This window comes from Ruegeria sp. (assembly GCF_028066395.1).
Lineage (GTDB): Bacteria > Pseudomonadota > Alphaproteobacteria > Rhodobacterales > Rhodobacteraceae > Ruegeria.
The window spans coordinates 1-26,773 of the sequence record NZ_JALCBM010000038.1 but is presented as its reverse complement, the minus strand read 5'-3'; the positions used below and the strand labels follow the sequence as shown (position 1 = coordinate 26,773).

Genomic DNA, 26,773 nt, shown 5'->3' with positions numbered 1-26,773 from the left:
TACGTGCCTCCATTCGACGGGGTGTTCAGATTACTTTAGCGCGCTCTGCCGCGAGGTCATCACCTGCGCAGACCATCAATTGCATATTGACGCCCGCCCATGACCGCGACGCGCTTTTGCTGATTATCATGGATCAATGTTCCGGAAGATGTCATTCGCTGAATTCAAGAATGTCCAGACCGCGCAGGCGGTCCATCAGATACACCCGGTTCAGATCCCAGTCGACAAACACATCGTTGGACATCACCTGGGACCCCAGACGTTCGGGGCTGTATTCGCCAACCTTGGTGATATTCAACGGATCGCTAATATCGAACACCTGCAACCCATGGGCAAACCAGGCGGTGAACAGCAGCCGGTCAACGGCGGTTTCGTTGGGCTGGTGCGAGCCCCAAAGCTGGCTGGGATCACCATAGGGCAGTTCGATCGTGTTGACGATTTGGGGGTTGTCCCAATCACTGACATCCGAGATCACGACGCCAGCCTCGGGGTGATGCCACCAAGCTTCCTCGACCGCGATGATATGCGAGATTTTGCCGTCCGCACCCAGCTTGGGAACGACGGTATGGGTGAATTTCTGCCGTGTCGGATGGCGTGAAAACACTTTGGGCGACGTCACATCACTGATGTCCAGTATCGTCCAGCCCGCGTTGCAGCACGAAGTCATCAGCAGATCACCAAAGCGCAGCGCATGGTGGATTTCGTTCAGACCCGGCCCGTCATAGGTCACGCCGTCCAGCGGGCTTTGGCCGGGCAACCACCAGCGCGAAGCCTCGACCGGGTTGGATGGATCGGCCAGATCAACGGTCATCAGGATGTTACCGTCATACCCGTTCAGCTCGGTCGAGATGAACGCATAGCGCCCATCGAAATCAAACCGGTGCACCCCGCGCTTGGCGGTGTGGAAAAAGGACAGCTCCTGCGGGTTGGACGGATCAGAGATATCCATCACCCGCAGCCCGCGTGGCCCGTCATCCTGTCCGCGCTTCAGGGATTCGTAATTCACCAGCAGCAGATCATCGTGCAGCCGCGCCTTGTGGCTGTGGGTGCCTTCGGGCACGGTCAGGCGGCTGTGCACTTTCGGGTTCGTCGGGTCTTTCACATCGACCAACGTGGTCCCGTAGGTTCCTTCGATATGACCGATGGCGCAGACATCGCCGCGCACATGGACCTGCCCGCCTCCTTCGATGTCAAGGTGACCGAGATGGCGAAATTTTACAGACATGGGCGTTTTCCGTAGCTTTTGGTGTTCCGGCTTCCCGAAAGCGGGGTTCATGAATGCGCTGCACCGCCAAGGCCGGGGCCAGGAGGGATGCAACTGTTATGTGCCGCGTCATCCTGCGGCTTAGGCAAGGTTCAATGCGGTTTCCGTCCCCTTCTCAGGTGATCTTGTGGCGTTGACGTTCTGGCAGAATGCCGAAACTGGTCCGGTACACGCGCGAGAAATGCCCCGAGGACACGAACCCGCAGGCATGAGCGACCTCGGTGATCGATGCCTCGGTCTGCAACAGCAGATACCGCGCGCGTTCCAGACGCATGTCCATGAAGTACTGCTTGGGCGTCTTCTGAAGGTGCTTGCCGAACAGCCGCTCCAACTGCCGGGTGGAAATCCCGACCCGGCTGGCGATATCCGAAGGCGACGGCGGGTCCTCGATCGAGTCCGCCATCATCTGCACTGCCGCGACCACCCGTTTGTTGCGCATGCCATTGCGGGCCTGCAACGACACCCGCTGACTGGCCGACCCATCGCGGACCGCATTGTAGACCATCTGATCCGCCACCAATACGGAAACGTCATGCCCGTGATCGCGTTCGATCAGATGCAGCATCAGATCCGCAGTTGCCGACCCGCCCGAGGCGGTGATGAATTTCCCATCCGCAACAAACACGCTTTGCTCCAGCTGCACATCGGGGAATTCTTCCTGAAACGCATCGTGAAATTCCCAGTGCAGCGCCGCCCGCTGCCCGTCCAGCAGACCGGCCTGCGCCAGAACATAAGCCCCCGAACACAGGGCTCCTATCCGGGTTGATTTCGTCCGCTCACGCCGCACCAGCGCCAGCAGTTTCGGAGAAGACCGCATTTTCACATTCGCGCCCGACAGAACGAACAGATAATCGCATTTGGGAATGGCATCGAACCCATGATGGGTCAGCGTCACCGCCCCGTTGGAACTGGTCGCGCTTTCCCCGTTTTCCGAGGCAAAAGACCAGCTGTACAGCTCTTTCCCGCTGACGAGATTGGCAAGGCGCAAGGGCTCGACGGCGCTTGCAAAGGCCATATGGGTAAAGTCCCGGACCAATGCGAAAACGAAATGCTGAGGTTGCGTCATCTCCTACACCCTATTGCGCATCTGCCCGACACCAGCGGGCAAGGCTGTCTATGCAACGGCAGGCCGCTCCAACTCTGCCCGTCGCGCTACTTTCACTCATATTGTATACTAATGAAGTCAATATGGAAGATCGATTGCCATTTATTTTGGATTTTTCAGTGACGATAGCGATGATGATATTTATATTGTATACATTATGACATCGTTGTATGGAGAAACTGACCCATCCATCACGCTGATGTCCCGAACGAACGCTCATGCCAGAACGGTCAAACACATGTCAGACAACAGCGGCCACGCGGCGGGAAAAATCCGGTTTTTACACAATTGCACATCCGCACCCGGCACCTGCCGCTTGTATTGTCGCCAACAAGGTGGAATCGTCACATGCGCAGACACCGGACGGGATCGCAGGACAAACCCGAATGAGGAATGAATGACCCCAATTTTCCGCTTTGACGGGATATATACGCCTGTCGTTACCCCCTATCACGTTGATGGCAGCGTCAATTGGGACGCCCTGGCCGAGGTGATCGAATTTCTGATCGAAAACGGCGTGCACGGCCTGATCTCGGGCGGCTCGACCGGCGAGAACTATGCTCAGACCGTCGAAGAGCGGCTGGAACTGGCGCGGTTTACTCGTGAGAGGTTGAAATCCCGCCTGCCGCTGGTCGTGGGCACCGGCGCAATGCTGACGCCGGACTCCATCGCACTGGCCTCGGGCGCGCGTGAGATCGGGGCGGATGCGATCCTGCTGGCCAGCCCGCCCTATTCGGTGCCCACCGACCGCGAAAACGCGCTGAACGCGCTGGCCATCGACAAGGCCGCCGACCTGCCGGTGATGCTGTATAACTATCCGCACCGTACCGGCACCATGATGGGTGAGGAATTCTTGGACCGCGTGGGTCGCAGCCGGAATTTCTGTGGCATCAAGGAAAGCTCGGGCGATATCAACCGGGTGCATCTGCTGGCCCGGGACTATCCGCATATCCAGATGGGCTGCGGGATGGACGATCAGGCGCTGGAGTTTTTCGCCTGGGGCGCGCCATTCTGGGTCTGTGGCGGCTCGAACTTTCTACCTGCTGAACATGTCGCGCTGTATGACGCCTGCGTGGTGCAGGGCAATTTCGCCAAAGGTCGCCGCATCATGTCGGCGATGATGCCGCTGATGCGGGTGCTGGAACAAGGCGGCAAGTTCATCCAGACCATCAAGCACGGGGTCATCATGAACGGGATCGAGGCCGGTCGGGTCCGCCCGCCGCTGAAGGGGCTGAACAAGGATGACAAACGTGCGCTGGAACAGGTGACGCGCGTGTTGAAACGGACAATTGCCGACATCGTGGCAGAGGGCTGAGGTCATGACATTGCTGACGCAAGACGAATACAAATCCATCGCCGCTGGCCTTTCGCTGCCCAACGGCGCCTTCATCGACGGCGGTTATCGCCCCGCGATCTCGGGAGAGACTTTTGTCTCGACAAACCCCGCAACGGGTGAGGAACTGACCCGCATCGCCGCCTGTAACGCGGATGACGTTGATTTCGCCGTGACCAAAGCGCGCGAGGCGTTTGACGATGGCCGTTGGTCCAAGATGCACCCATCGGACCGCAAGGATGTGCTGATCCGGTTCGCCAAGCTGATGACCCGAAATGCGCGCGAATTGGCGGTGATGGAAAGCATCGACAGCGGCAAGACCATCTATGATTGCGAAACCGTCGATGTGCCCGAGACCATCCATTGCCTGAAATGGCATGCCGAGGCAATCGACAAGCTGTACGATCAGGTCTCACCCGCCAGCGATGACCACATCGCCATGGTGGTGCGCGAACCGATTGGCGTCGTGGGTCTGGTGCTGCCCTGGAACTTCCCGCTGCTGATGCTGGCGTGGAAGATCGGGCCTGCCTTGGCCGCAGGCTGTTCTATTGTGCTGAAACCGGCAGCCGAGACCACGCTGACCGCCCTGCGCGTCGCCGAACTGGCGGCCGAGGCCGGGCTGCCGCGCGGCGTTCTGAATGTGGTTCCGGGCAGTGGCGCGCAGGTGGGCGAGCCCATCGGGCGGCACATGGATATCGACATGGTGTCCTTCACCGGCTCGACTGTCACCGGCAAGCGGTTCCTGACCTATGCGGCGGAGAGCAACGCCAAGGAAGTGGTGCTGGAAATGGGCGGCAAGAACCCCGCCGTGGTCATGGAGGATGCCGAAAACCTGGACCGCGTAGCGCAGCATGTGGTCAATGGCGCGTTTTGGAATATGGGTGAGAACTGCTCGGCCAGCTCCCGCCTGATCGTGCATAAGGATGTAAAGGCTGAATTGCTGGAGCGCATCGCCCATCACGCCAAACAGTGGAATGTGGGCGACCCGCTGGACCCCGAAACCCGCATGGGCGCGCTGGTCAGCGAAGGGCATTACAACAAGGTCTGCGGCTATCTGGATCAGGCCGAGAATGTGGTGATCGGCGGCAAGGCCGAAAACGGCTTTGTCGAGGCCACGGTGGTCGAAGTGCCCGGCAACGACGCCACCCTCGCACGCGAGGAAATCTTCGGCCCGGTGCTGAGCGTGATCGAGGTCTCGGGCTTTGACGAGGCCATCCAGATCGCCAATGACACGGAATACGGCCTCTGCGCTTCGATCTTCACGGCCAATGTCAAACGCGCCATTCGCGGCGCGCGGGCCATCCGGGCCGGGACAGTCACGGTCAACAGCTTTGGTGAGGGCGACATCACCACGCCCTTCGGCGGCTACAAGCAGTCGGGGTTCGGCGGACGCGACAACTCGGTCCATGCCCATGACCAATACACCCAGCTGAAAACCATCTGGATCGATCTGGCCGACGACGCGGACGAGGCCGTGGATTGACGCGGCACGAAGCCAAGAGACTGCCCCGGCAGACAGGGCGGGCCGGATGGAATGCCATCCTGCCACCCCAGACACCCCTGCCGGTCCTTGATCATGACCTGACCGCCGACATCACCATCGTCGGCGGCGGGTTCGCGGGGCTCAGCACCGCGCGGCGACTGCTGCAACTTGATCCGTCGCTGAAGGTTGTTCTGCTGGAAGCGGGGCGTTTTGCAGAAGGCTCGGCAGGGCGAAACTCGGGGTTCATGATCGACCTGCCGCATGACCTGGCCTCGGATAATTACGCAGGCGACGCGCTGGAAGCGGACCGCAAGGCCATTGCGCTGAACCGCAAGGCCATCGCATTTGCAACCGAGGTGGCCGCTGAATGCGACCTTCCGCAGGACATTTTCGACCCCTGCGGCAAGTTCAACGCAGCCGCCACCAGAAAGGGCGACGCGCATAATCGCGCCTTTGCCGAGCACCTGGCCAAACTGGGTGAGCCGCATACGCTCTATGACCAGCAGCAAATGCATGAGATCACGGGCAGCCCGCATTACACCTCGGGGCTTTATGCGCCGGGAACGGTCATGATCCAGCCTGCGGCTTATGTGCGGGCGCTGTCGGCCCGGCTGGCCCGGCAGATCGACGCGTTCGAAAATTCCCCGGTCACCAGATTTGAAAAACAGGGCGCAGGCTGGGTGGTCAGAACGGATAAGGCGCAGGTCAGCACCGGGCGGATCATTCTGGCCAATAACGGCCATCTGGAAAGCTTTGGGTTCTACCAGCGGCAGTTGATGCATATCTGTCTCTACGCCTCGATCTCGGCACCCCTGAGCAAGGCGCAGATCGACACGCTGGGCGGTCAGTCGCGCTGGTCAGTGACGCCGGCGAATCCGATGGGGACGTCGGTCCGGCGGGTGTCCGGCAGCTATGGTGACCGCATCCTGATCCGCACCGGGTCCAGCTTTCATCCGACCATCGAAACCAGCCAGATGCGGCTGCGCAACGCGGGCTGGGTGCATAACCGCAAGTTCACCGAGCGCTTTCCACATCTGCCCGATGTGAAGATGGAGCATCGCTGGGCGGGAATGCTGTGCCTGAGCCGCAATGGCTCGGCTGCGTTTGGCGAAATTGAGGACGGGGTGTTTTCGGCCTGCTGCCAGAACGGGCTGGGCATCGCCCGGGGGACGTTGCAAGGCATGGGCGTGGCCGAATTGGTGCTGCAACGCGGATCAGAGATCGCGGACCATTTTCTGGCACAACCGGACCCGCCGCGCCTGCCACCGGAACCCTTCGCGTCACTGGGGATAAACAGCTATCTGATCTGGAAGGAATGGCGGTCGGGCAAGGAATGAGTGTTATGACAAGCCAGACACTGTCACGGCCCCGCCCGCAACCAGAACCCCTTTGCCGCAGAGCCCGTATCATGAGACGGGTTTGCCTCCGTTCACCTCGACCAATGCGCCGCAGACATAGCGCGCAGCATCCGAGATAAGGAACATGACGACATCGGCAATGTCCTCGGGTTCGGCGATACGGCCAATCGGCACGGTCTGACCCAGTTCAGCCACGGCGGTGTCAGGATCAAACCCCCGCTGTTCAAAGCCCGAGCGCAGCATCGGTGTGTTCACCTCATTCGGGCAGACGGCGTTGATGCGGATGCCCTGATGCGCGTGATCCATCCCCATGCACTGGGTCAGCGATGCAACCGCTGCCTTGGTCATGCAATAGACCGCGTGATTGGGGCCGGGACGCAAACCCCAGCACGAGGCCGTGTTGACGATTGCACCGCCACCAGCGTCAGCCATGATCGGAATGGCCGCACGGCAGATGCGAAACGGGGCCTCGACATTCACGCCCAGCGACAGGGCCCAATCCTGATCAGAGGTGTCGGTGACCGGCCCCCGCGAAATCACCCCGGCATTATTAATGACGATATCAAGCCCACCGAGCCGGTCTGCGGCAACGCCGGGCAGACCGTCCGCATATTCGGGGTCCAGCAGATCGCCGGGCAGATGCACCTCGGCTGGGATACCATCCACCACACGGTCTGCAACAGCGACGCGCGCGCCCGCGCTACGCAGCCGTTCGACAATCGCAGAACCGATCCCCCCGGTCGCGCCGGTTACCAGAGCCGTTTTTCCGGCAAGATCCATCGATACCCTCCCCCTTTGAGACACCCATTTTGCAATGCCTATCACAAAAAAGGCCCGCCAAAGCAGCGGCGGGCCAGTTCGGGGTCTTTACCTTAATAGGTCTGGTTCAACTCATCTGCGGCGGGGATTTCCCGCTCGCGCCGGGCGATGTACTCCAGCAGCTCTTCGTTTTTGGCCATGTCTAGCGTGGGCTCCTGATATTCAGCCAGCAGCTTTTTCGCCCGGGTCAGCGCGCGCTCGGTGATCTCGACCTCGCCTTCGGCCACCCATTGTTCGATCGAGTTGTTGTCGAACAACTCGGGCATGAAGAACGCCTGCTGGAAATTCTCCTGCGTATGGGGATGGCCCAGATAATGTCCGCCCGGACCCACATCCGGCACGGCTGCAAGGGCCTGATCGAAATCGTCCCATTTTGGTCCTTCGGCCATGCAATAGGCCATCGCGCATTGTTCCGCATCGACGATGAACTTGGCGGTGGAACAATGCATCCCGGCCTCGTTCCAGCCTGCCGAGTGCCAGATATAGTTGGCCCCGGAATGGATCACCGCCTGCAGCGTCGTGGCCGATTCATATCCCGCCTGCGCATCAAACGTCTTGGCCCCGCCCAGCGTGTTCGAGGTGCGCCAGGGCACATCGTAATACCGCGCCATCTGACCGATCATGAAGTTCATCAGGCTGATTTCAGGCGTGCCCGCCATCGGCGCGCCGGATTTCATCGACACCGTCGACAGGTAATGCCCATAAATCGCGGGCGCGCCCTTGCGGATGACCTGCGTATAGGCCAGCGCGCTCAGCGCCTCGGCATTCAGTTGCGCGACGGTAGCCGGAACGCTGGCGGGCGTATTGGCTCCGCCCAGCACGAAGGGTGAGCACAGTACCGGCTGGTTGCGGCGGCAAAAGGCGCGCATTGCGCCCAACATGGTTTCGTCCCAGACCAACGGGGAATTGCCGTTGCAATTGCCTGTGGTGACAGGGTGGCTCTCCATGAACTCGGCCCCGAACAAGATGGCGCACATGTCCATCACATCCTCGGCGTTCTTGGGGCTGGTGGTCATGCCCATGAACGTCTTGTCCGAATATTTCATCGAGGAATAGGTAATCCGCAGATGCCGCTGGCTGATCGGGTGATCATAGGGTTCAACAATATGGTGCGCTGAAGAATGCAGCGCGGGCAGCATATGGCTGAGCTTGTGAAACATCGCCAGATCGTCCAGCGTCGGATTGCGGCGCACATCGTCCAGATCGCGCAGGAAAGGCGCGCCAGTCATCGGCACAAAGATCGAATGACGCCCGCCCAAACGCACGTTCTTTTGCGGATCGCGAGCATGATAGGTGAAATTGCCGGGGATGGTCGCGATCAGTTCGCGCACAAGGCCGCGATCCAGATAGACCATCTCATCCTCGACCTTGGCCCCTGCGCGCTTCCAATCCTCCAGCGCAATCGGGTCGCGGAACTGGACGCCGACATTTTCAAGGATATCCATCGAGGCCGCGTCGATCCGTTCCACCTGAGACCCGTCCATGACCTCGGTCACCGGCAGGTTGCGGGTCAGGCCGGGCAGCATGTCGAATTTCGGCGCGGTCCGTTCCGCCCGGCGGGCGGATCGCCCACCTGCGCGGGATCGTGTGGCGGTGGCAGAGTTTGTCATGTCGATACGCTCCTCCTGAAGCCATATAAATGGCGCGCGCAGGCGGGTTCTTTCAGGATTCCGAAATAAATTTGCAGAAAGCGACACTCGGGCGCTTTCGAAAATTCAACTGCGGCACCTGCGCGATTACCAATTTGGCACCCGCACAGGGCCTTGTCATCAATATCCGCGGTCAAGGTCGACAATCGGGGCGGGCACGCCACCATCCAGGCATTTCTTGATATTCCCGACAATGAACCCGGCGGCCGAGCGTTCATTGGACGGCGCGGCGGCATGCGGGGTGACAAAGACGTTGGGATGTTCCCAATAGGGATCGTCCTGCGGCAGCGGCTCGGTGCGGAACACATCCAGTGCGGCAGCCTCAATCTTGCCACTGTCCAGCGCGGCCAGCAGGTCAGCGTCATTGATCGACGCGCCCCGGCTACAATTGATCACAAAGGCCCCATCCGGCATCTGCGCAAGTGTCTGGGCATTCAGGATGTTTTCGGTCTGCGGTGTCAGCGGCAGCAGGTTGACCAGAATATCCGCTCCGGCCAGCAGCTCAGCAAACTGATCCTCGCCATGCAGGCAGCGCACGCCGGGGATTTCCTTTGGGCTGCGCGCCCAGCCAGTGACGTCAAAGCCCAGATCGTGCAGGCGGCGGCAAGCGTCCTGTCCCGTTTGGCCCAGCCCCATGATGGCGACACGTTTGTCGGAATTGTCCGGGTAGCGGTGGCGCAGCCATGTCTTGTCCGCCTCATATTGCCGGTAGCGATAGTAGTAGCGGTGGAAATGCAGCACCCAATGAATGATATGGCACGACATGTCCAGCACCAGCATATCGTCCTGCAACCGCACAATCGGAACATGCAGCGGGGCATCCGGGTCCGCCGTGATATGGGTGACCCCTGCCCCGACCGAGAAGATGTATTTCAGGTTCGGAAACGTCCCCATCAGCCCATGCGGCGCGGCCCAGACGATGGCATATTCGATATCCTCGACATTGCCGAGGTTGTCCGCGGACCGCAGGTCAGCCTCGATCCCGGCTTCTTTGAATGCGGCCTGCCACAGCTCCGTTGATGCTTCGTCCCAGTGAAAGAATATCGCCATGTTGGGTTCCGTGCCTTCTGTTTGTCAGTCCTGATTGAGCAGCGGTTCGTAGACCAGCTTGCCCTGCGTGAATCGATACGGGTTCAGTTCCGCCGCAATCGGGTCGTTGCTTTTGCCGTTCACGACCATCTCGGCCATGATCCGCCCGGCGGCAGGTCCAGTCATGAAACCGCGATAGGACGAGACGGCCACATAAACGCCCGGCAGCTGCGTTTCGCCGTAAATCCCCTGCATATCCGGCGTGACCGAGGACGCGCCGCCCCAGGTGCGGAACACTTTCAGATGCGACAACCCGGGCACCAAATCCTGCAATTGCCGCCCGGCGAATTTCAGGAAATCTGGCTGCGAGCTGGGATCGCCGCCGGGTTCGCGATGCCGGGTCACGGTAAACACGATCGAGCCACGCGCCACCTGCGCGATGGCGATGTGATGTTTCATTGAAACGACCATCGGATCGACACATGGCGCGCAGGGCTGACTGACCAGCGCCTCTTTCGGCAGGCCGGTGATCGGAAGGCCCGCATCATGTTCGTCCAGCAGTTCCGACGCCGCCCAATCGGTGCAGATCAGCACCTTGTCTGTGGTGATCTGACCAAAGGTGCCTTCGGCCCGATATCCGGCACCTTGCGGGACCAGCCGGTCGATCCGGGTGCTATAGCGGATTTCAACCCCCAGCCGCGTGGCGGCTTTCTGCAGTGCATCGAGATATCGGAACGGGTTCGCCACCCCATCCTTGCCACAGAACGCACCGCCCACGATCCCGTCGGGGTTCAGTGAGGGCACCATGCGCAGGCAATCCTCGGGCGTCATCGCCTCGGACGGGACGTCGAAGCGGTGCTGCAAGTCCTGCGCATCCTTCAGGCGTTGCAATTCCTTTTCATTGCTGGCCAACAGCAGATAGCCGCATTGGCGCATCTCGATGCCACCAGGGTAATCCAGATGGTCTTCGATGTTCTCGAAGAACTCGATGCTTTCCTTGCACAGGCGGATGTTCAGCTCCAACCCCCATTGCATCCGAAAGCCCGAGCCGTTGCGGCCTGTCGCACCCTCGGCAAATTCGCCCGCATCGACAACCATGATCCGCGCGCCAGTGTCGCGCCGGGCGATGTTCCACGCACAGGACAGGCCATAGGCCCCAGCCCCAATGATCAGGATATCGCAATGATGGGTATCAGTGGTCATCAGGCACCTCATATCCCGGCGCGTTTGCCAACTCGCCCAGCGTTACGGGCCGGGCCACCGGGCGCGGGGTCATCGGTGTTTGCGGGGGTTCGCCGGTCGCTTGCGAGGCCAACGCCGAGACGCTGTGCAAACAACTGCGCCCATTGCACCAACCCATGCCGCAGCGCGTGTTACGCTTGATTGCGTTGACCGAACGATGGCCGTGCTCCAGCGCGCCCAATATCTCAGCCTTGCGCACGCCTTCGCAGCGGCAGATGATGGTGTCGGGGGTCGAGATGCCCCAGACCCCATCGGGCAGTTTCAGAGTGTGCCGCAAGGTGGATTGGAATTTCAATTGCTGCGCGCGGGCCTTGCGCGCCTGCACCAGGCTATTCTGCCCGGTCTTTGCCGCTTGGCCAAGCACTTGCTCGGCGGCTGCGGCACCAACAATGTGCCCTTCGGCCTGTGCCACGTAAGATCCGCGCAACCCCGCCGTATCGCCGCAGGCAAAGACGCTGGGATCCGAGGTACGGCCTTCGTCATCAATCACCGGGTGCCAGCCCGAGAATTCGTCAAACCGCAGGTCCACGCCCATCATCGTTGCCAGCTCGGCATTGGCCACGAACCCGTAATTCAGCGCCAGAACATCGGTTTCGACGCGCCTTTGGCTGCCTCCGATCACCTGACCCTGCGCGTCCAGCTTGGCCAGCACCACCGATTTCAACTGCGTATCGCCCTCAGCCCGGATCGGCACATAACCGGTCAGTTGCGGGATGCGCGCGCGCAGGACGGTGGACAGATAGCCCAGCCCTTCCAGAACCGAGGCCCGGCCTGCGAGCAGAGCCAGAGGGTTACTCCCCATCGACAGCACGTGATGAAGCTGCGCCAGCGCCAAAACATCCGCGCCCGCGCGGGTCATCTGCGCCGCCACCACCATCGGCAGCGGACCCGCACCCGCGATGACGATGCGCTTGCCCGGCAACACATTCTGCGCCTTTAGGATGGATTGCGCCCCACCTGCGCCCAAAACGCCCGGCAGCGTCCAACCTTCAAATGGGAACAGCTTTTCCCGCACACCAGTGGCGAGGATGACAGCATCAGGGTTCAGCGTATGGGTCGCATCATCAGCGACATATTGAATTTCCGGCCCCGCAAAAGCCGAAATCACCTGCGCCTGCGCCACATAGGTGATGGCCTTGCCCAGCGAAGCGAAATCCGCGAGCAAAGCCGCCTTGCGCCGCTGTTCGGCCTCGGTCGCGTAAGACGGGGCCTTCAATTCCGGCGCGGCCTGTCGAAAAATCTGCCCACCGGGTCGGGCGGCCTCATCCAGCACGGTCACACGGCAGCCCGCCTCGGCCACCGAAATCGCCGCGCTCATCCCTGCGGGGCCTGCGCCGACAATGACCACATGCCCGCCCATCATTCCAGACCCATCTGACGTTGAACCACCATTCCCGGGCGCGCGGGCGTCATGCAGGCGCGTTCATTGCTGACACCATCAATGACACAGCGGCATTCCCAGCAGAAACCAATGCCGCAGAACGCGCCTTTGGGGGTGCCGAATTCGTCGATCCGCAGACAGCGGTGACCGGCCTGCATCAAGGCCGCCGCAACGCTCTGCCCCGCCTGAGCCGAGATGTTTTGGCCGTCGAATTCGAACTGGAAGGTTTCTGCACCCGCGTCCGTAGAGTATTCACCCATGGCTCACTTTCTATGCCCCTTGCGCGACATCGGTCCGGATGTGTCGAGCCGCAATCATTTCACCACCGCCAGCAGTGCATTTTTATCCCGCCCAGTCGACCCGCTTTCGATCTTGGGGCCCCTATCAGAGGCGTTCCGGGGTCGATTTGAACCCCCATTTGCACGATCACGCGGATTGAGTGGCTAATGATCCATTTCCTTGATTGTTTGGATACAAATCTTTACATCTTCCGTCAATGCGAATTCTCACATCGCAGTGCCTTCTGATTGCCATTCACGGAAGCTCGGCCTGCAAAAAATGCGGTCATTTTATGGTTTGCTTGATCTTTCAGCCTGCATAACGCGCAAATTCAGGCATTAATGCGATATGCGAAGTGCCAATTGACGAACCTCTCGTTTGTGTGCAAAAAAGAAATAAACAAGAACACGGGGAACAGATGAAAGAAGGTGTCCTGAGCACATCGTCCCGGATCGAGGGCATGGGTGTCTCCAAAATCCTGCAACTGGCGCAAGCGGCACGGGAACTGCGTGCAAATGGGGTATCCGTGATCGACCTGTCCGCCGGTCAGCCGGATTTCGACACGCCCGACAACGTCAAATCCGCCGCCAAAGCGGCCATCGACGCCGGTCAGACCCGCTATACCGCGCTGGACGGCACGGCCGAAATGAAAGACGCGGTGCGCGAGAAGTTTCGACGCGACAACAATCTATCCTATGAGCGCAACGAAGTCATGGTCGGCGCCGGGGCCAAGCAGCTGATCTTCAACGCATTCATGGCCACGCTTGATGCCGGGGATGAGGTGATTCTGCCGACGCCCTGCTGGCTGTCCTATTTCGACATCGTGAAAATCGCGGGTGCCAAGCCGGTTGCCGTCAGCGGTCAGCTTGAGGCGGGGTACAAGATCACACCCGATCAGCTGCGCAAGGCGATTACCCCCAAAAGCCGCTGGATTCTGCTGAACTCACCCAGCAATCCTTCGGGCGCGGTCTACAGCGCGGCAGAACTGGCCGCATTGCTTGAGGTCATCGCAGACCATCCCCGCCTTTGGGTGATGGCCGACGATGTATATGAACATATCCGTTTTGGCGACACGCCCTTTGCCACACCCGCCGCGATCCGTCCCGATTTGAAACAGCGCATCCTGACGGTGAACGCCGTGTCCAAGGCCTTTGCCATGACCGGCTGGCGGCTGGGTTATGCCGGCGGTGCGCCCGAGCTGATCCGGGCCATGTCCGTTGTTCAAAGCCAAAGCACCTCGAACCCCTGTTCCGTCAGTCAGGCGGCGGCGGTCGAGGCGCTGACCGGTCCGCAGGGTTTTCTGGACACGGCCCGCACCGCCTATGCCCGCAGGCGCGACATTCTGATCAACGGCGTCTCGGCCATCGACGGGATCGAGGCGCGCGCGCCCGAAGGGTCCTTCTTTGCTTTCGTCCGCATCACCGACCTGCTGGAACGTCAGACACCGGATGGCACGATCCTGCCCGATGACAACGCGGTCAGCGATTACCTGCTGGACAAGGCCAAAGTGGTCACGGTTCCGGGCTCGGAATTCGGCCTGCCCGGCCATCTGCGATTGTCCTTCGCGGTTGCCGATACCGATCTCAGCCTTGCCGTTGAGCGCATGAAAACCGCGCTGGACGCGCTGCAACCTGTGAAAGAGCCCGCCCAATGAACGTACAGCCCGCCAAGATACGCGCCGCCGACCATCTGGTGGATCTGCTGATCACCCAAGGGGTCGACCGGATTTTCGGCGTGCCCGGCGAAAGCTATCTGCCGGTTCTGGATGCGCTGTATGAGCGTCAGAACAGCGTCGAATTCGTCACTTTCCGGCAAGAGGGCGGCGCTGCGATGGCGGCGGATGCCTATGGCAAGCTGACCGGGCGGCCCGGTATCTGTTTTGTCACCCGCGCCCCCGGGGCCACCAATGCCAGCGCGGGCGTGCATGTAGCGTTTCAGGATTCGACACCGATGATCCTGTTCATCGGTCAGATCGCCCGCGATACCCGCGACCGTGAAGCCTTTCAGGAGGTGGATTACCGGCGGATGTTCGGTCAGATGGCGAAATGGGTGGCCGAGATCGACGATCCGTCGCGGTTGCAGGAATATATCTCGCGGGCATTCAGAACCGCCCTGTCAGGCCGTCCCGGCCCGGTGGTTTTGGCCCTGCCCGAGGATATGCTGTATGAAGAAATCATAGCGCCGCAGGCACCGCGCGCGGTTCAGCCGCCGCGCTTCGCGCCCGCGCCCGAGCAGTTGGCGCAGTTGAAGGACAAGCTGGCCCAAGCACAACGACCGCTGATCTTGGCCGGTGGCGGAGGGTGGACGCAGGGTGGAATGGACGCTCTGACCCGGTTTGCCGAACAGCAGGGGCTGCCGGTGGCAGTGTCTTTCCGCTCGCAAGGGGTAATCAACAACAACCACCCCAATTATGTGGGTCATTTCAGCCTCGGCAAGACGCCCTATCTGATCGATGCGGTAAAGGAATGCGACCTGCTGCTGGCGATCGGACCCCGGTTGGGAGAGATGACGACCTCGGGCTATCAACTGCTGCAACCACCCGTGCCCGAGACCGAGCTTTATCATGTCTACCCTCAGGCCGAGGAAATCGGCCGTGTCTTTGAACCCGCCATGTCGTTAGTCTCGGATCTGGAAAGCTTCTGCTCTGCCGTGGCCGAGTGGGAACCCTTGGCGCCGGACCGGTTCCAGCCGGGCACCACAGCGCTGCGCCAGCAGTTCGAAACCTTCACCGACGCTGCGCGGCTGGGCGATGACGATATCCTGTCGGATGTCTTTGCGCATCTCAGCGATGTCCTACCGCCTGACGCCATCATGACCAACGGGGCCGGGAACTATTCCGGCTGGCTGCACCGTTTCTACCGTTATCGGGCACAAGGCTCACAACTGGCACCGACATCAGGTTCGATGGGCTATGGCCTGCCCGCCGCCGTCGCTGCAGCCTCGGCCACGCCTGAACGTGAGGTATACTGCTTTGCCGGTGACGGCTGTTTCATGATGACCAGTCAGGAACTGGCCACGGCGATGCATCACAACCTGTCCTTGACGGTGATGATCATCAACAACAATCGCTACGGCACGATCCGCGCCCATCAGGAGCGTGAGTTTCCTGCCCGCATCAGCGGCACGCAGCTCAGCAACCCCGATTTCTGCGCCTATGCGAAGTCCTTCGGCGCCAGCACCTGGCGGGTCGAATGCCTGGACGGGTTCAAGGACGCCCTGAAAGAGGCCCGCGCGCAACACGGTATCAAGGTGATCGAATTCACCCTCGACCCGGAGATTCTGTCACCGGGCGTGCGGTTGCAAGCCAGTTGAATTCTCCCCAGGGGTCCGGTTTCTTACACTTCGTAAGGCCGGGCCCCGCCATCCATGGCGATGTTCTGACCGACCACGTATCCGGCATGCTGGCTGCACAGGAAGGCGCAGAGCGCGCCGATCTCTTGCGGGTTGCCAAAGCGTTGCACTGCTTGCCGGTTCAGACGGGTCGCGCGCACTTCGGCCTCGGACTTGCCGGTGGTGGCGATGTCATGAGCGATATTGTCTGACAGACGCTCAGTCTCGAACCGTCCGGGCAGAATGTTGTTGATCGACACCCCGTCCCGCGCCGCCGACGGCGCAAGGCTGGCAATGGCACTGGCCAGACCGCCGGTTGCACCCGAGGATAGCGGCAAGTCGGGGTAACCCCCCTGCAACGCGATGTTCAGAATGTTGACGATCCGCCCCTGTCCGCGTTCTCGCATGCCCGGCAGATAGGCCCGGATCAGATCAAGCGCCGAGAGCATGTTCAGCGCCACCGCATCGCTCCAGTCCTGACGCGTGAAACGGGTGAAATCGCCAGCGGGGGCGCCGCCGCAATTGGTCACCAGAATATCCGTATCGGGTTGCGCATGCAGGACCGTCTGGCACCCTGCCTCGGTGGACAGGTCCGCAGCGATCACATCGGGCGCTGTACCATGGCTACTTTCCAGCCGACTGGCCGCGTCCTGCAATTTTTCGGGGTTTCGCGCGACCAGCGTGATCTGCGCCCCTGCCCGCGCCAGCGCGTCCGCGCAGCCATAGCCGATACCCCGGCTGGCACCGCAAATAACGGCGCGCTGCCCTTCGATCCCCAAATCCATGTCAATTCCCTTGCCTTGGGTTCACCTGACCGACCGCCTTGCGGGCAAAACATGCTCACATACCGCCGCCGGATGCCGTAATTTTTTCGGTCGGGCGATGATCGTTTGCAGGGGTCTCTTCCTCTGCGTCCTGCCCGTCCAGACGGCGCATGAACTTGTTGATCGTACCATCGATATGATGCTCAATCTCGGCCCGCGCCACACCTTTGGCCCCGCGCGCGATCGCGTCGAAGATTCTGTCATGCTCTTCCAGCGCAACTGTCTGCAAGGTCTTGTTGGCAAAGAACTGATTGCGGATCAGCAGCACCCGTTCGTGGATCTGGCACAGCGCGTCGAACAATGTCTTGTTTTTGGACATCTCGGCGATGCTTAGGTGAAACAGGCTGTCCGCCGCGTTGGTCGCCAGCCAGTCGCCCCGGGCATGGCTGTCGCGCATCGTCTCCATCGCGCGCGAGATGCTTTCCATCCCGGCGTCAGTCTTCAGCTTCGCAGCCTCACCGATGGCCAGAATCTCCAGCGCCTTGCGCACCTCGAACACTTCTTTCAGGGTCGCCGTCGGCACCTGAAGCGCCACGTAGGACCGGCCCCGCGTCCCGATCAGCCCTTCACTGGCCAGCCGTGTCAAAACCTCGCGCACGGGAGTTCGGCTGGCGCCCAGACGTTCGGCCAGCCGTTCTTCGATCAGACGTTCACCGGGTTCGAAAGTTGCGCGCAGCAAATCCAGTTTCAACTGCTTGAACAGCTCATCCCGGTTTGCGTTCTTGCGGTTGCGTGTCCCGGGGTCCGCCTGCGCATCAAACGGGCTTTCGCGCGAAAACGCGACGGCTTCGAAAATCTCAACGCTGCTCATCATGCGTGTTTCGGCACCTTTGCAGCCCCGAAATCCTTCCAGCCTTTGGGCATTCTGCTCCTCCGCTTCGCTTGCGACAGATTCGGGCGATTTTGAAGCGTGGCGACAAAATGTTCAATTCCTTTGATGTTTCTGCTGTTATGCGCATGCGCATTGTCCGGTTGTTGGCGGGCTGCAGGCGGTCCGATTACGTCTCATCCATCTCGGCCAGCACCGCTTTGGCCACTTTGAAGGCCCCGTTGGCGGCAGGCACCCCGGCATAGATCGCGCAATGCATCAACGCCTCCTGAATGTCCTCGCGGCTGCAGCCCGTGTTCACGGTCGAGCGGATATGAAGCGCCAGTTCCTCGTGATGACCAAGGGCGGCCAGAATGGCGATTGTGACCATCGATCTTTCGCGATGCGACCAATGGGGGCGCGACCAGACATGGCCCCAGGACGCTTCAGTCGCCATTTCCAGAAAGGGGCCGTTCAATGCGCCTTCGGAGACCGGTGCGGCAGCGACAAAAGCGTCCCCCAGCACCTGACGCCGCGTTTCCATCCCCTGCCGGTAGCGTTCAGATTTTTCCGTCATGATTGTGTCTGTTCTTTTCCTGTCGTTCCAGCCCCGGTCACCTGCAGGCGCTTACGCCGATTTCGCGACCGCCTCGAACTCATGGGTTGAGATCGATTTCAGCAGGCTTTTTTCGGTGATCTGTCCAATAATCTTGCCATCCCGTTCGATGCCCATGGGGAAGCCCTCGGCAATGGCGCGATCAATGACGTTCGAGAGCGGCGCGCGGGCCGGAACCACGCGATCGTTTTGGGGGGCGTCCGTGGCGGCCTCGTCCATCACATCTGCTGCCGTCAGGATCGGCAGGCGCGAGACGCCCGAGACGAATTTGGCAATATGTTCATTGGCCGGGGTCATGACGATATCCACTGGCGTGCCCACCTGCTGCACCCGACCGTCTTTCATCACTGCGATGCGGTCACCCACCCGGATCGCCTCATCCAGGTCATGGGTGATGAACACCGCCGTCTTGTTCACCGATTTCACGATATTGACGAATTCATCCTGCAGGTCGCGCCGGATGATCGGGTCCAGCGCGCTGAAGGGTTCGTCCATCAGCAAAATCTCCGGGTCCGAGGCCAGCGCCCGGGCCAGACCGACCCGCTGCTGCATGCCGCCCGAAAGCTGGTCGGGGAAATAGCTCTCCCACCCGGCCAGATGCACCAGTTCCAGCGCGGCGCGGGCTTTCTCTTCGCGGTCCTTGCGGGGCATGTTGCGCAGCTCCAGCGGGAAGGCGGTGTTTTCCAGCACCGTGCGGTGCGGCAGCAGGGCCGCGTTCTGGAACACCATGCCCAGCCGGGCCGAGCGGAAGGCACGGACCTCTTTTTCACCCATGGTGCTGACATTCTGGCCGCTGACCATCAGCTCGCCCGCCGTGGGCGGGATCAAACGGTTGATCAACCGTACCAGGGTAGATTTGCCGCTGCCGGACAGGCCCATGACACAGAAGGTCTCGCCGGGATAGATCTGCAGGGTGACATCGGCGACAGCCATGACGGCCTTGTGCTGTTCCAGCGTCTCCTGCCGTGACAGGCCCCGGTTCTTGATGTCCTGACAGACCGCCTGTTCATTGGCGCCGAAAATTTTCCAGACGCCGCGCAGGTCGATCAGAGGGCTGGAAGAGGTCGAATTCGTGTTCTGCATGGGCTCGGGTCCGCTACGGTTGAGGGCGTCTGGGGGACAGGCCGGCGCGATCAGGGCGCCGGCCCGGTTCGTTTCGCAAAGAGGTCAGTTCGCCGCCGCGTCGCGTGCCGCTTTCAGCCAGCTGTCATAGGCTGCGCGGTTGTCAGAGATCCAGGTCTCGACGTGACGGTCGATATCTGCGGGCTGTTTCTCGCCCTCATGGATCAGCCGGTTCTGGGCTTCGATATCCTTGATGTCGATGCGGGCAACTTCGAACAGGGTACGGATCGCCGGGTTATTTTCCAGGAATTCCTTGTTGGCCACCATATGGCGGTTATAGGGAATATGTCCGACATTCTTTCCGTCGACGGTGGTATCCTCGACCGTTGCATTGTCCTTGTCATGCACCGAGGTAAACGGCACCTCGATCCGTTCCACATGTTCACCCTGACGCAGAATATCGTGAACCCAATAGGGGCTGAACGCAAAGTACAGAACCGGGTTTCCTTTTTGCGCCCGCGCGATGACATCCGCCATCACAACCGCATATTCACCTTGAACATGGGTGATGTGATCGCGCAGCTCATAGGCGTCCAGATGATGTTCGATGGCCCGTTCACAGCCCCAGCCGGGCTGGCAGCCGACCAGATCAGCCTTGCCATCGCCATCGGTATCAAACCGGGCCGCATTCTCGGGCTTTTTCAGATCCTCGATCGAGCGGATGCCCGCATCATAGGACGCCTTGTCGATGTAATAGGCTTGCGGCATCGGGCCATATAGCGGCTCTTCCAGCATTGTCAGCTTGTCGGCACCGCCAGCTTTTTCAAAATACTTGATATGGATGGGATGCGCATACCCGATGGCGAAATCCCCGTCACCGCTGGCGACCGACAGGAACATCAGTGCGTATTTCAGATCAAGCGTCGGTTTGACTTCATAACCAAGATCCTGCAACGCCTGGGTGAAGATTTTCTCTTCCATCTGACGCCGCAAAAGGCCCGGCCCCATCGGCTGAACGGTTACCCCTTCGCCTGGTGTCATATAGTCGGCTGCGTTGGCCACGGTTGCGGTCAGCGCGGTTGCGGCGATGGCCAGCGCGCTAAACGCGGTGGTCAGCCCTTTTGGTGTTACTCGTTTCATGTTGCCCTCCCTATGAGCATTCTTTCCTGATTGTTCCCCGCGCAGCGGTCCCGGACAGGACGGTCACGAGGCGCTGTCCGCAGCCATCGACTGCTCGGGCGCACCCGCCTTCGAGCCGGTGACACCCCGGACCAGCAACCACACCAGACGCGCCGGGCCGTGCTGATACCACTTGCGATGCGGGTCCTTCTTGGCCAGCTCCACCGGGCCTTGCGTGATCCGGTCCAGAATGATCGCCAGAACCACGATCCCCGTGCCGCTGACAATCGCCAGACCCACGTCCAGACGGCCAATGGCGCGCAGAACCTCAAGCCCCAGACCGCCAACCGCGATCATCGACGCAACAACCGCCATCGACAGGCACATCATCAGCGTCTGGTTCACACCCACCATGATACTGGGCACCGACAACGGCAGACGCACCTTCAGCAGAACCTGCGTCGGCGTCGCCCCGAACGAGGCCGACGCCTCGATCACATCCTCGGGCACCTGCCGCAGACCCAGCGCCGTCAGACGGATCACCGGCGGCAGCGCATGCACCGCCGTCACCACCACGCCCGGCGCGTTGCCCACGCCAAACAGGATCGCCACCGGCACCAGATACACAAAGGACGGGATCGTCTGCATCGTATCCAGGATCGGCCGCATGATCGCATAGGCGCGATCACTCAACCCCGCCCAGATGCCCAGCGGAATGCCCAGCAACAGGCACAGAAACAGCGAACACAACACCACCGAGATGGTGGTCATCGTCGCCTCCCACATGCCCGGCCCGATAAAGCCCAGACCGGCCAGCAGAACCCCGGTCACAATCGCCTGATTGCGCCCCGCCATCTGCCAGGCGATCAGCACTGCACAGGCCAGCACCACCAGCGGTGGCGAGCCCGTCAGCGTGTTTTCAAGGCTCACCAGAAGATATTCCACCGGCTCCTTGATGACATTGAAGAACGACCGGTTCTCCACCAGGAAATCCATGATGACCTTTTCGGAGTTCTGGGCGATCGGCAGAGCGTTGCCGGAAAACGGGTCCAACCAGTTGGCTGCTTGTGATTCGGACATTGAGGTATGTGTTCCCTGTTCAGTTTATCCCCGGTCGACTGATGGCCACCGCAGGGCCCCGATGATCAGGCCCGCGGCGCGACATCATGTCAGAGGGCGTTTGGTTTGCCGTTACACATGTAGCTGTCTCACTCAAAATGTATGCAAATGAGATCACACCTGTCAACAATCGAAAAATCCAACCCTCGTGAAATCACCCGCACATGACGTGATAAACCGGCAAAACCACTGCCAATTCCCCATATTTACCGCCCAATACCCCCAAATACAGAAATTCAACGCAACTCACCCCAAACACTTGACCTAGACAATATTTTGTATCCAAATAAGGGGAATATCTCCGCTATTTCCCGAAGGAGCCCGATTATGAGCACCCGGACACGGTCCGAGGACACGGCAAAAACGCCGGGCCGACGCAGAGGCGGCGGTCGTGCCAGCCGCAGAGAAGCCCGCCTGCTGCCACCCATCATCCACCGCCCAACATTGCGCCGAGAGATTCCGGTTTACGAATTGCTCGACGCCGAAGGCGTTGAACTGATTCACGAGACCGCCATGACAATTGTCGAGGAAATCGGCGTGGATTTCCTGGATGATGATGCAATCAAACTATGGAAGGCCGCAGGTGCTCAGGTCAAGGGACACAAGGTCTTCATCCCGCGCGAACTGCTGATGGAGCTGATCGGCAAGGCCCCCAGCGAATTCACTCTGCACGCCCGCGACCCCGAAAAATCGGTTCAGATCGGCGAACGGAACATGATCTTTGCGCCGCAGGGCGGGGCCTTCATCCACGATCTGGACGGCGTGCGCCGCCGGGTGGTCAAGGATGATCTGCCAACAATCGTCAAACTGCTGCACTGCTTGTCACCGATTCACCTGTCCAGCGCCGGCTGGGCGATTGACCTTGATGACGTGCCGGTGCCGGTGCGCCATCTGGAACAGATTTACTGCCCGGTGCGCTATTCCGACAAACCCTATTGCGCCAGCTCTTATTCCAAAGAGGTCGCCAATGACGCGATTGAGATGTCGCGAATCGTCTTCGGCCAGGATTTCGTGGCCAACAATACGGTCACCGCGACGCTGGCCAATTGCAATTCGCCCCTGAAATGGGACGGGGCGATGCTGGAAGGCGCAAGGATTTTTGCCGAGGCCGGTCAGGCCGTCATCTTCAGCCCCTTCGTGATCTATGGGGCCAGCACCCCGCCGCATCAGCTGGGCGCAATGGCGCAGGTGGTGGCCGAATCCCTGACCGGCGTGGCTTATTCTCAGCTGGTCCGGCCGGGCACACCTGCCCTGTTCGCCAATGCGCCGATGGGGGTTTCGATGAAAAGCGGCTCGCCCACACAAAGCGTGCCCGAGGCCGAGCATCTGTTCTACCTGACCGGCCAGATGGCCCGGCGCTATAACCTGCCCTGGCGCAATCAGGGTCCAAAATCCGGGTCGAAAGTGCTGGATTACTGGTCCGGCGTCGATGCTGCGATCCGGGCGCAGGCGGCGGTCAAATGCGGGGCCAACTGGATTTCGCATTGCACCGGCGCGATGGAGGGCTCGATCCTGTGGAACCTTTCGAAAATGGTTCTGGACGCCGAGTTGATGGACAGTTGCTATACGTTCGCAAGCGGCCTCAGCAAGGCGGATATCGGGGTCGTCCTGCAGATGCTGCGCGAGCGCGGGGATGAAAGCCACTTCCTGGGCGCAGACTACACGCGCGAAAACATGCCCTATATGCCCGAGCTTCAGGACAACGAAGTCTATGACACATGGGTGGCCGAAGGCAGCAAGGACAGCAATACCCGCGGCCTGGAAAGCGCCCGCAGCCTGCTGGCGCGTTACGATGAGATCGACCCCGGGCTGGACCCGGCGATTGACGAGGCACTGCAAGCCTATATGCGGCGGTGCCACGAAGAGCGGCTGTAACCATGGGATGCCGGGTATCCGAACGCCGGTGAAACGCAGATGGCCTTTGGCTGGAAAAACACGCTGACCCATGCGGATGTGACGCCATACAAGGCGTATCTGAACCGCCGTCAGGTGATGGCGGGCATAGGCGCGGTGGGGCTGGGCACGATAGCGCCCCCTTTGCGGGCCGAGACCGATGATCTGACGCCCAACACCTGGGAAGAGATCACCACCTACAACAACTACTATGAATTCGGCGCGGGCAAGAACGGCCCGTCTGAGAACGCGCATCTTCTGACCACCGAACCCTGGAGCATTCGCATCGACGGGCTGGTCAACCGACCCGGCACTTACTCGCTACCGGACATCCTGTCTGAGATGATCATCGAGGAACGGATTTACCGGCTTCGCTGTGTCGAGGCCTGGTCGATGGTGATCCCGTGGAACGGGTTCGAACTGGCCGATTTGCTGGCCTTTGCCGGGGTGCAGAAGACGGCCAGATATGTGGCGTTCGAGACCATCTATCGACCCGAGGAAATGCCTGGCACGCGGTTTCCGGTGCTCGAATGGCCCTATCGCGAGGGACTGCGGATCGATGAGGCAATGCATCCCCTGACCATTCTGGCGACAGGTCTGTACGACAAACCTCTGCCCAACCAGAACGGCGCGCCGATCCGGCTGGTCGTGCCGTGGAAATACGGGTTCAAGTCGATCAAATCCATCTCACGCATCACATTGACGCGCGAACAGCCGCCGTCCAGTTGGAACATGTCATGGCCTGCGGAATACGGGTTCTATAGCAATGTGAACCCCAACGTAGACCACCGGCGCTGGTCGCAGGCAATGGAGTCGCGGATCGGCGGCGGCCTGTTCTCGCGCCGCATCCCGACCCGCATGTTCAACGGCTACGCGGATGAGGTCGCGCATCTCTATGACGGCATGGACCTGACGGAACACATCTAGATGCAGCGCGAACAGGATATGGAATGACCGACAAAACGACCGGAGGATGCCTGTGCGGCAAGATCAGATACGCCTGCGAGGGGCCGCTGCCCGGGGCCACCTATTGCCATTGCAAGGATTGCCGCATCTCGTCCGGCAGTGCGTTTCATGTGGGCATTCCGCTGGACGGGTCCCGCTTTAACCTGACGGCGGGCGAGACCAAGGGCCACGCGGTGCAGGGCGAAAGCGGGCACTGGCTGACCCGGCATTTCTGCGCCGACTGCGGCACACAATTATACAACACCACCACCAAACGCCCCGGCAACGTGTTCCTCAAAGCCGGTACGTTGGACGATCCCGAACTGGCAAAACCTGCACGACAAATCTGGACAGACAAGGCTGTGTCCTGGGCCTATATTGCCCCTGACCTTCCCACTTGGCCCCGCGCCTTTGTGAAAGGGTAAGTTGGCTTGGCGCATTTGGCGAGAACCACTTGGCCCCTTTATTTGCATACAATTAATAAGACCGCTTGGAGTGCCCCTATTGGTGATAGTCGCAAAGGTGAATCTATTTCACCATTATTCTAATGGCATATAATCGCAAAATTCGCTGAGTCTCAGTTGATTTTCCGCCCACCTAACATTGACAGAAGCAAGCCCAATTGCATACATTTCTGGCAAGACCTTATCTCACCTCACAAGCGCCCGGATTTGATGACCATGACCTCACTTGCCCAAACAACCGCAGACCGCCCCGCCGAAATCACCGCCTCCGAGCAGCAGGCGCGCGTGGATTGCGCTGCCGGGCATCGGCTATGTGACACGTTCGGATGGTCGCAGCTGATCTACAACCATATCTCGCAGCGCATCCCCGATCAGCCCGATCATTTCCTGATCAAACCCCATGACCTGATGTTCAACGAGGTCAGCGCGTCGAACCTGGCCAAGCTGCCTCTGGGCGGGGTCGAGGAGTTCAAGGCGCAAAACGTCAACAGTTCGGGTTTTGCAATCCATTCGGCCATCCTTGAGGCGCGCCCGGACGTCAACGCGGTCGTTCACATCCATACCGAAGCCGGCATGGCGATCTCGGCCCATAAGGATGGGTTGAAGCCAATGACCCAGGCCGCTTTGCGGTTCCACAACCGGATCGGATATCACGGCTATGAAGGGTTCGCCGAGTTGGACGAAGGCCCTGCACTGGTGCGCGATCTGGGCAATTACGAGGCGCTGATCCTGCGCAACCACGGCCTTCTGATGGCCTGTGCCACCATGGGTGAGGCGATCTCGAAACTGCATTTCCTGCTGACCGCGATCCGCTCGCAACTGCTGCTTGAGGCTGCTGGCGAAGACAAGATTCTGCTGGCCCCTGAAGATATGCGCGAACATGCCGCCCAACAATGGGACAAGGGCGAGGCCCGCCGCGCCGCCGAGGAATGGCCCGCCATGCTACGCTGGATGGATCGGGTAGACCCGTCTTTCCGAAACTGAGCCTCCTCGTTTGATTGGGTCCACCGCTAAGATTAGGAAACAGAAGACCAAGAATGGCAAACAAGCGACCGAAGCCGGAAGAAATTGTCCTGAAGTTGCGGCAGGTTGAAGGTCTGATGGGGCAAGGCATGCCGCGTCTGGATGCGATCAGACAGATTGGCGTTGTGGAGTAAACCTATCACCGCTGGCGCATGCAATATGGCGGAATAGGTGTAGATCAAATCAAGGAATAAAGCGGCTTCAGAAGGAAAATGAGCGGCTGCGGTGTGGTGTATCAGACCTGACGCTCGACAAACTTATCCTTGGTAACCTTTACCGTGCTCTTGCGTGGCATGCTGGCAAAAACAATCCCACAATTACTTTCGAATACGAGCCGGGAGGGATGCTGCAAATAGACTTTGCAGGGCGGAAAAAAGCCAAGCACCCCATTTTGTTGGGTGATGACCGAAAAGAACGCGATTACGATATCTTTTGTACCGCAAGCGCCAAAAGCCGCAGGATTTACGTGAAAGCAATAGAAAGCCGAACAAAGGACGTCGTACTTGCTGTATTTATTGCGATGTTCGACTTTTACGGCAGCGTACCGGTCAATTGACAGTTTCAACGCTGCAGTTCTGGCTCGGCTGGCATCGCATTCAGTTTGTTCGCGAGGGCGAGCATCTTGAGA

General features: G+C 60.2%; 24 protein-coding genes and 1 pseudogene. 10 read left to right on the top strand and 15 right to left on the bottom strand.

Features of this window, described 5'->3' with window-relative positions:
• Window positions 1–151: 151 nt before the first annotated feature.
• Both MPJ51_RS12885 and MPJ51_RS12880 read right to left on the bottom strand, forming a co-directional pair.
• Entirely contained in the window at window positions 152–1,225 is a 1,074-nt protein-coding gene (locus MPJ51_RS12885; protein WP_298387271.1) for a hypothetical protein, read from the bottom strand.
• 154 nt (window positions 1,226–1,379) lie between these two features.
• Window positions 1,380–2,330, bottom strand: a complete 951-nt coding sequence (locus MPJ51_RS12880) for a GlxA family transcriptional regulator (protein ID WP_298387269.1) — start codon at window positions 2,328–2,330, stop codon at window positions 1,380–1,382.
• Between the two features lie 436 nt (window positions 2,331–2,766).
• Between MPJ51_RS12880 and MPJ51_RS12875 the strand changes: the two genes are divergently transcribed.
• The 3 genes from MPJ51_RS12875 to MPJ51_RS12865 are packed head-to-tail and all read left to right on the top strand — an operon-like array spanning window position 2,767 to window position 6,522.
• A complete protein-coding gene (locus tag MPJ51_RS12875) occupies window positions 2,767–3,684 on the top strand; it encodes a dihydrodipicolinate synthase family protein (RefSeq protein WP_298387267.1) in 918 nt (305 codons plus the stop codon).
• A gap of 4 nt (window positions 3,685–3,688) precedes the next feature.
• The gene (locus MPJ51_RS12870; RefSeq protein ID WP_298387265.1) at window positions 3,689–5,185 is read left to right on the top strand and encodes an aldehyde dehydrogenase; all 1,497 of its coding nucleotides are present in this window, start codon (window positions 3,689–3,691) and stop codon (window positions 5,183–5,185) included.
• Window positions 5,182–6,522: an FAD-binding oxidoreductase gene (locus tag MPJ51_RS12865; RefSeq protein WP_298387262.1), complete on the top strand. Its 1,341-nt coding sequence runs from the start codon at window positions 5,182–5,184 to the stop codon at window positions 6,520–6,522. Before MPJ51_RS12870 ends, MPJ51_RS12865 begins: the two co-directional genes overlap by 4 nt.
• A 69-nt stretch (window positions 6,523–6,591) precedes the next feature.
• Here MPJ51_RS12865 and MPJ51_RS12860 read toward each other — a convergent pair whose 3' ends face one another.
• From MPJ51_RS12860 to MPJ51_RS12835, 6 genes are all read right to left on the bottom strand, one after another.
• Window positions 6,592–7,323 (bottom strand): SDR family oxidoreductase, encoded by a 732-nt coding sequence (locus MPJ51_RS12860; RefSeq protein WP_298387260.1) that lies wholly within the window; start codon window positions 7,321–7,323, stop codon window positions 6,592–6,594.
• A gap of 92 nt (window positions 7,324–7,415) precedes the next feature.
• The gene (locus tag MPJ51_RS12855; RefSeq protein ID WP_298387258.1) at window positions 7,416–8,972 is read right to left on the bottom strand and encodes a trimethylamine methyltransferase family protein; all 1,557 of its coding nucleotides are present in this window, start codon (window positions 8,970–8,972) and stop codon (window positions 7,416–7,418) included.
• A gap of 159 nt (window positions 8,973–9,131) precedes the next feature.
• On the bottom strand, window positions 9,132–10,061 hold the full coding sequence (locus tag MPJ51_RS12850) for a glyoxylate/hydroxypyruvate reductase A (protein ID WP_298387255.1): 930 nt from the start codon (window positions 10,059–10,061) through the stop codon (window positions 9,132–9,134).
• 24 nt (window positions 10,062–10,085) lie between these two features.
• A complete protein-coding gene (locus MPJ51_RS12845) occupies window positions 10,086–11,243 on the bottom strand; it encodes an FAD-binding oxidoreductase (RefSeq protein WP_298387253.1) in 1,158 nt (385 codons plus the stop codon).
• Complete coding sequence (locus tag MPJ51_RS12840) at window positions 11,233–12,645, bottom strand: NAD(P)/FAD-dependent oxidoreductase (protein WP_298387251.1); 1,413 nt, start codon at window positions 12,643–12,645, stop codon at window positions 11,233–11,235. Before MPJ51_RS12840 ends, MPJ51_RS12845 begins: the two co-directional genes overlap by 11 nt.
• On the bottom strand, window positions 12,642–12,923 hold the full coding sequence (locus tag MPJ51_RS12835; protein ID WP_298387248.1) for a (2Fe-2S)-binding protein: 282 nt from the start codon (window positions 12,921–12,923) through the stop codon (window positions 12,642–12,644). Before MPJ51_RS12835 ends, MPJ51_RS12840 begins: the two co-directional genes overlap by 4 nt.
• Window positions 12,924–13,360: 437 nt before the next feature.
• Here MPJ51_RS12835 and MPJ51_RS12830 point away from each other — a divergent pair, with 437 nt between their 5' ends.
• A complete protein-coding gene (locus tag MPJ51_RS12830) occupies window positions 13,361–14,596 on the top strand; it encodes a pyridoxal phosphate-dependent aminotransferase (protein ID WP_298387245.1) in 1,236 nt (411 codons plus the stop codon).
• Window positions 14,593–16,254: a thiamine pyrophosphate-dependent enzyme gene (locus MPJ51_RS12825; RefSeq protein WP_298387242.1), complete on the top strand. Its 1,662-nt coding sequence runs from the start codon at window positions 14,593–14,595 to the stop codon at window positions 16,252–16,254. The genes MPJ51_RS12830 and MPJ51_RS12825 overlap by 4 nt, the downstream gene beginning before the upstream one ends.
• Window positions 16,255–16,277: 23 nt before the next feature.
• Here MPJ51_RS12825 and MPJ51_RS12820 read toward each other — a convergent pair whose 3' ends face one another.
• From MPJ51_RS12820 to MPJ51_RS12795, 6 genes are all read right to left on the bottom strand, one after another.
• Entirely contained in the window at window positions 16,278–17,057 is a 780-nt protein-coding gene (locus MPJ51_RS12820) for an SDR family oxidoreductase (RefSeq protein ID WP_298387240.1), read from the bottom strand.
• Window positions 17,058–17,112: 55 nt separating this feature from the next.
• Window positions 17,113–17,910, bottom strand: a complete 798-nt coding sequence (locus MPJ51_RS12815) for a GntR family transcriptional regulator (protein ID WP_298387237.1) — start codon at window positions 17,908–17,910, stop codon at window positions 17,113–17,115.
• A 184-nt stretch (window positions 17,911–18,094) separates the two neighbouring features.
• The gene (pcaC, locus tag MPJ51_RS12810; RefSeq protein ID WP_298387234.1) at window positions 18,095–18,481 is read right to left on the bottom strand and encodes a 4-carboxymuconolactone decarboxylase; all 387 of its coding nucleotides are present in this window, start codon (window positions 18,479–18,481) and stop codon (window positions 18,095–18,097) included.
• 51 nt (window positions 18,482–18,532) lie between these two features.
• Window positions 18,533–19,603, bottom strand: a complete 1,071-nt coding sequence (locus MPJ51_RS12805) for a betaine/proline/choline family ABC transporter ATP-binding protein (RefSeq protein ID WP_298387231.1) — start codon at window positions 19,601–19,603, stop codon at window positions 18,533–18,535.
• Between the two features lie 84 nt (window positions 19,604–19,687).
• The gene (proX, locus tag MPJ51_RS12800) at window positions 19,688–20,722 is read right to left on the bottom strand and encodes a glycine betaine/L-proline ABC transporter substrate-binding protein ProX (protein WP_298387226.1); all 1,035 of its coding nucleotides are present in this window, start codon (window positions 20,720–20,722) and stop codon (window positions 19,688–19,690) included.
• Window positions 20,723–20,785: 63 nt separating this feature from the next.
• Window positions 20,786–21,781 carry an ABC transporter permease subunit gene (locus MPJ51_RS12795; protein ID WP_298387223.1) on the bottom strand — a complete coding sequence of 332 codons (996 nt, stop codon included), beginning with the start codon at window positions 21,779–21,781 and terminating at the stop codon, window positions 20,786–20,788.
• A gap of 366 nt (window positions 21,782–22,147) precedes the next feature.
• Here MPJ51_RS12795 and MPJ51_RS12790 point away from each other — a divergent pair, with 366 nt between their 5' ends.
• The 5 genes and pseudogenes from MPJ51_RS12790 to MPJ51_RS12770 all read left to right on the top strand — a co-directional run.
• Window positions 22,148–23,695: a trimethylamine methyltransferase family protein gene (locus tag MPJ51_RS12790; protein ID WP_298387220.1), complete on the top strand. Its 1,548-nt coding sequence runs from the start codon at window positions 22,148–22,150 to the stop codon at window positions 23,693–23,695.
• A gap of 39 nt (window positions 23,696–23,734) precedes the next feature.
• Window positions 23,735–24,640, top strand: coding sequence for a protein-methionine-sulfoxide reductase catalytic subunit MsrP (gene msrP, locus MPJ51_RS12785; protein WP_298387217.1), 906 nt, complete (start codon window positions 23,735–23,737; stop codon window positions 24,638–24,640).
• Between the two features lie 23 nt (window positions 24,641–24,663).
• Complete coding sequence (locus tag MPJ51_RS12780; RefSeq protein WP_298387214.1) at window positions 24,664–25,083, top strand: GFA family protein; 420 nt, start codon at window positions 24,664–24,666, stop codon at window positions 25,081–25,083.
• 255 nt (window positions 25,084–25,338) lie between these two features.
• Window positions 25,339–26,106 (top strand): class II aldolase/adducin family protein, encoded by a 768-nt coding sequence (locus tag MPJ51_RS12775; RefSeq protein WP_298387211.1) that lies wholly within the window; start codon window positions 25,339–25,341, stop codon window positions 26,104–26,106.
• A 53-nt stretch (window positions 26,107–26,159) separates the two neighbouring features.
• Window positions 26,160–26,410, top strand: a pseudogene (locus MPJ51_RS12770) (transposase); the annotation flags it as partial.
• Here MPJ51_RS12770 and MPJ51_RS12765 read toward each other — a convergent pair.
• Window positions 26,381–26,773: hypothetical protein (locus tag MPJ51_RS12765; RefSeq protein WP_298387305.1), on the bottom strand; the 393-nt coding region annotated here is incomplete at its 5' end. The pseudogene MPJ51_RS12770 and the gene MPJ51_RS12765 overlap by 30 nt on opposite strands.

What these genes read in the sequence shown, in the direction of transcription:
- MPJ51_RS12880 (WP_298387269.1), bottom strand. Translation starts at nt 2,330, where the DNA reads ATGACGCAACCTCAGCATTTCGTTTTCGCATTGGTCCGGGACTTTACC.
- MPJ51_RS12850 (WP_298387255.1), bottom strand. Translation starts at nt 10,061, where the DNA reads ATGGCGATATTCTTTCACTGGGACGAAGCATCAACGGAGCTGTGGCAG.
- MPJ51_RS12825 (WP_298387242.1), top strand. Translation starts at nt 14,593, where the DNA reads ATGAACGTACAGCCCGCCAAGATACGCGCCGCCGACCATCTGGTGGAT.
- MPJ51_RS12805 (WP_298387231.1), bottom strand. Translation starts at nt 19,603, where the DNA reads ATGCAGAACACGAATTCGACCTCTTCCAGCCCTCTGATCGACCTGCGC.
- msrP (WP_298387217.1), top strand. Translation starts at nt 23,735, where the DNA reads ATGGCCTTTGGCTGGAAAAACACGCTGACCCATGCGGATGTGACGCCA.
- MPJ51_RS12860 (WP_298387260.1), bottom strand. Translation starts at nt 7,323, where the DNA reads ATGGATCTTGCCGGAAAAACGGCTCTGGTAACCGGCGCGACCGGGGGG.
- MPJ51_RS12790 (WP_298387220.1), top strand. Translation starts at nt 22,148, where the DNA reads ATGAGCACCCGGACACGGTCCGAGGACACGGCAAAAACGCCGGGCCGA.
- MPJ51_RS12820 (WP_298387240.1), bottom strand. Translation starts at nt 17,057, where the DNA reads ATGGATTTGGGGATCGAAGGGCAGCGCGCCGTTATTTGCGGTGCCAGC.
- MPJ51_RS12835 (WP_298387248.1), bottom strand. Translation starts at nt 12,923, where the DNA reads ATGGGTGAATACTCTACGGACGCGGGTGCAGAAACCTTCCAGTTCGAA.
- MPJ51_RS12855 (WP_298387258.1), bottom strand. Translation starts at nt 8,972, where the DNA reads ATGACAAACTCTGCCACCGCCACACGATCCCGCGCAGGTGGGCGATCC.
- proX (WP_298387226.1), bottom strand. Translation starts at nt 20,722, where the DNA reads ATGAAACGAGTAACACCAAAAGGGCTGACCACCGCGTTTAGCGCGCTG.
- MPJ51_RS12875 (WP_298387267.1), top strand. Translation starts at nt 2,767, where the DNA reads ATGACCCCAATTTTCCGCTTTGACGGGATATATACGCCTGTCGTTACC.
- MPJ51_RS12815 (WP_298387237.1), bottom strand. Translation starts at nt 17,910, where the DNA reads ATGATGAGCAGCGTTGAGATTTTCGAAGCCGTCGCGTTTTCGCGCGAA.
- MPJ51_RS12870 (WP_298387265.1), top strand. Translation starts at nt 3,689, where the DNA reads ATGACATTGCTGACGCAAGACGAATACAAATCCATCGCCGCTGGCCTT.
- pcaC (WP_298387234.1), bottom strand. Translation starts at nt 18,481, where the DNA reads ATGACGGAAAAATCTGAACGCTACCGGCAGGGGATGGAAACGCGGCGT.
- MPJ51_RS12780 (WP_298387214.1), top strand. Translation starts at nt 24,664, where the DNA reads ATGACCGACAAAACGACCGGAGGATGCCTGTGCGGCAAGATCAGATAC.
- MPJ51_RS12830 (WP_298387245.1), top strand. Translation starts at nt 13,361, where the DNA reads ATGAAAGAAGGTGTCCTGAGCACATCGTCCCGGATCGAGGGCATGGGT.
- MPJ51_RS12795 (WP_298387223.1), bottom strand. Translation starts at nt 21,781, where the DNA reads ATGTCCGAATCACAAGCAGCCAACTGGTTGGACCCGTTTTCCGGCAAC.
- MPJ51_RS12885 (WP_298387271.1), bottom strand. Translation starts at nt 1,225, where the DNA reads ATGTCTGTAAAATTTCGCCATCTCGGTCACCTTGACATCGAAGGAGGC.
- MPJ51_RS12775 (WP_298387211.1), top strand. Translation starts at nt 25,339, where the DNA reads ATGACCTCACTTGCCCAAACAACCGCAGACCGCCCCGCCGAAATCACC.
- MPJ51_RS12845 (WP_298387253.1), bottom strand. Translation starts at nt 11,243, where the DNA reads ATGACCACTGATACCCATCATTGCGATATCCTGATCATTGGGGCTGGG.
- MPJ51_RS12840 (WP_298387251.1), bottom strand. Translation starts at nt 12,645, where the DNA reads ATGATGGGCGGGCATGTGGTCATTGTCGGCGCAGGCCCCGCAGGGATG.